Here is a 3,447-nt window from a genome sequence, read left to right on the forward strand (position 1 = left end):
TGCGTTCAGAACTGCACAGTGGACGCGTGGTGCACACCTGTTGTGTGTTGGCAGGAAGGTGTGTGGTCAAGCCCTCGGCCTGTTAGTACCGGTCAGCTCCACGCCTTGCGGCGCTTCCACTTCCGGCCTATCAACCCGCTGGTCTGGGCGGGGGCCTTACCCCATTGACTGGGTGAGAGACCTCATCTTGAAGCGAGCTTCCCGCTTAGATGCTTTCAGCGGTTATCCCTGCCGAACGTAGCCAACCAGCAGTGCACCTGGCGGTACAACTGGCACACCAGAGGTTCGTCCGTCCCGGTCCTCTCGTACTAGGGACAGCTCTTCGCAAGTCTCTTACGCGCACGGCGGATAGGGACCGAACTGTCTCACGACGTTCTAAACCCAGCTCGCGTACCGCTTTAATGGGCGAACAGCCCAACCCTTGGGACCTACTCCAGCCCCAGGATGCGACGAGCCGACATCGAGGTGCCAAACCATCCCGTCGATATGGACTCTTGGGGAAGATCAGCCTGTTATCCCCGGGGTACCTTTTATCCGTTGAGCGACACCGCTTCCACATGCCGGTGCCGGGTCACTAGTCCCAGCTTTCGCTCCTGCTCGACCCGTCGGTCTCACAGTCAAGCTCCCTTGTGCACTTGCACTCGACACCTGATTGCCAACCAGGCTGAGGGAACCTTTGGGCGCCTCCGTTACATTTTGGGAGGCAACCGCCCCAGTTAAACTACCCACCTGACACTGTTCCTGATCCGGCTCACGGACCGAGGTTAGACATCCAATTCGACCAGAGTGGTATTTCAACGGCGACTCCACCGACACTGGCGTGCCGGCTTCGCAGTCTCCCACCTATCCTACACAAGCCGAACCGAACACCAATATCAAGCTGTAGTGAAGGTCCCGGGGTCTTTCCGTCCTGCCGCGCGTAACGAGCATCTTTACTCGTAGTGCAATTTCGCCGAGCCTGTGGTTGAGACAGCTGAGAAGTCGTTACGCCATTCGTGCAGGTCGGAACTTACCCGACAAGGAATTTCGCTACCTTAGGATGGTTATAGTTACCACCGCCGTTTACTGGCGCTTGAGTTCTGAGCTTCGCCCCGAAGGACTAACCCGTCCCCTTAACGTTCCAGCACCGGGCAGGCGTCAGTCCGTATACCTCGTCTTACGACTTCGCACGGACCTGTGTTTTTAGTAAACAGTCGCTTCTCACTGGTCTCTGCGGCCCCCACCCGCTGCCCCGCGCAAGGCGGTTCACGGACGAGGGCCCCCCTTCTCCCGAAGTTACGGGGGCATTTTGCCGAGTTCCTTAACCACAGTTCGCTCGATCGCCTCGGTATTCTCTACCTGACCACCTGAGTTGGTTTGGGGTACGGGCCGCTCGGAACTCGCTAGAGGCTTTTCTCGGCAGCATAGGATCATCGGATTCGCCTCATTCGGCTACGCGTCAGGCCTCACCCTCGTGCGCCACGGATTTGCCTATGGCGCGGGCCACACCCTTGCACCGGTACCACCACTCACCGGCCCGACTACCTTCCTGCGTCACCCCATCGCTTGCCTACTACCAGCTCGGGTCCCCAGCTACTCCCACCCCGACCCCGAAGGGGCGGAGCGGTTTCGGTGGGTCAGCATCACTGGCCTGGGCATGGGCGCTCCTTCGCGGGTACGGGAATATCAACCCGTTGTCCATCGACTACGCCTGTCGGCCTCGCCTTAGGTCCCGACTCACCCTGGGCGGATTAGCCTGGCCCAGGAACCCTTGGTCTTCCGGCGGGGGAGGTTCTCACTCCCCTCTCGCTACTCATGCCTGCATTCTCACTCGCGTGGCGTCCACGGCTGGCTTCCGCCGCCGCTTCACCCGCCACACGACGCTCCCCTACCCACCCCGTCCCCTGGCCGGCCTCCACGAGGAAGAACCGACGGGGTCACGACGGAGTGCCACGGCTTCGGCGGTGTGCTTGAGCCCCGCTACATTGTCGGCGCGGAACCACTTGACCAGTGAGCTATTACGCACTCTTTCAAGGATGGCTGCTTCTAAGCCAACCTCCTGGTTGTCACTGCGATCCCACATCCTTTTCCACTTAGCACACGCTTAGGGGCCTTAGCCGATGATCTGGGCTGTTTCCCTCTCGACTACGAACCTTATCGCCCGCAGTCTCACTGCCGCGCTCTCACTTACCGGCATTCGGAGTTTGGTTGACGTCAGTAACCTTGTGGGGCCCATCGGCCATCCAGTGCTCTACCTCCGGCAAGAAACACGCGACGCTGCACCTAAATGCATTTCGGGGAGAACCAGCTATCACCGGGTTTGATTGGCCTTTCACCCCTACCCACAGCTCATCCCCCAGGTTTTCAACCCTGGTGGGTTCGGTCCTCCACGCGGTCTTACCCGCGCTTCAACCTGGCCATGGGTAGATCACCCGGCTTCGGGTCTAGAGCACGCGACTCACTCGCCCTGTTCGGACTCGCTTTCGCTACGGCTACCCCACACGGGTTAACCTCGCCACGTACCGCTAACTCGCAGGCTCATTCTTCAAAAGGCACGCCATCACCGCCCGCGCACGAGGCGCGGCTTCACGGCTCTGACGGCTTGTAGGCACACGGTTTCAGGTACTATTTCACTCCCCTCCCGGGGTACTTTTCACCTTTCCCTCACGGTACTCGTCCGCTATCGGTCACCAGGGAGTATTCAGGCTTAGCGGGTGGTCCCGCCAGATTCACACCGAATTCCACGGGCTCGGTGCTACTTGGGAACACGACAACAAGGAGGCGCAGCGTTTTCGAGTACGGGGCTCTCACCCTCTACGGCGACCCCTTCCAGAGGCCTTCCCCTAACAACTGCGCTTTCTCACTCCCCGCCAGTCCGGCAGAACTGACACGATCGGTCCCACGACCCCGCCTCCACAACCCCTGCCGGGTCTCACATGGAAACGGTTTAGCCTCATCCGCTTTCGCTCGCCACTACTCACGGAATCACGGTTGTTTTCTTCTCCTGTGGGTACTGAGATGTTTCACTTCCCCACGTTCCCTCCACACGCCCTATGTGTTCAGGCGCGGGTCACACCACATGACTGGTGCGGGGTTCCCCCATTCGGACACCCTCGGATCAACGCTCGGTTGGCAGCTCCCCGAGGCTTATCGCAGCCTCCCACGTCCTTCATCGGCTCCTGGTGCCCAGGCATCCACCGTGTGCCCTCAACATCTTGGCCACACACAAACCTACAAACACGCGAACTCCGGCACTCGCCAGCCGACGGCCACCCCGCAAGGTCCCCGCCGGCAGCGAGACAAGAGATCAAAGATGCTCGCGTCCACTGTGCAGTTCTCAACGACCAACCCGCGCTCCTTCCCCAACGACTCCACCGGCCCGCGCACGCGCGGCGATGTGAAATCGGGAAGGCCCGGACGAAGAAGCGATAGCCCGCTCCCTCAGGACCCAACAGCGTGCCTACGACC

At 60.5% G+C, this 3,447-nt stretch carries 1 rRNA gene; it reads right to left on the reverse strand.

The annotated features are described in order from the left end of the window. Positions 1-62: 62 nt before the first annotated feature. Positions 63-3,200, reverse strand: a 23S ribosomal RNA gene (locus ACI8AK_RS23170). Between the last annotated feature and the right edge of the window lie 247 nt (positions 3,201-3,447).

Source organism: Geodermatophilus sp. SYSU D00867, assembly GCF_054050315.1.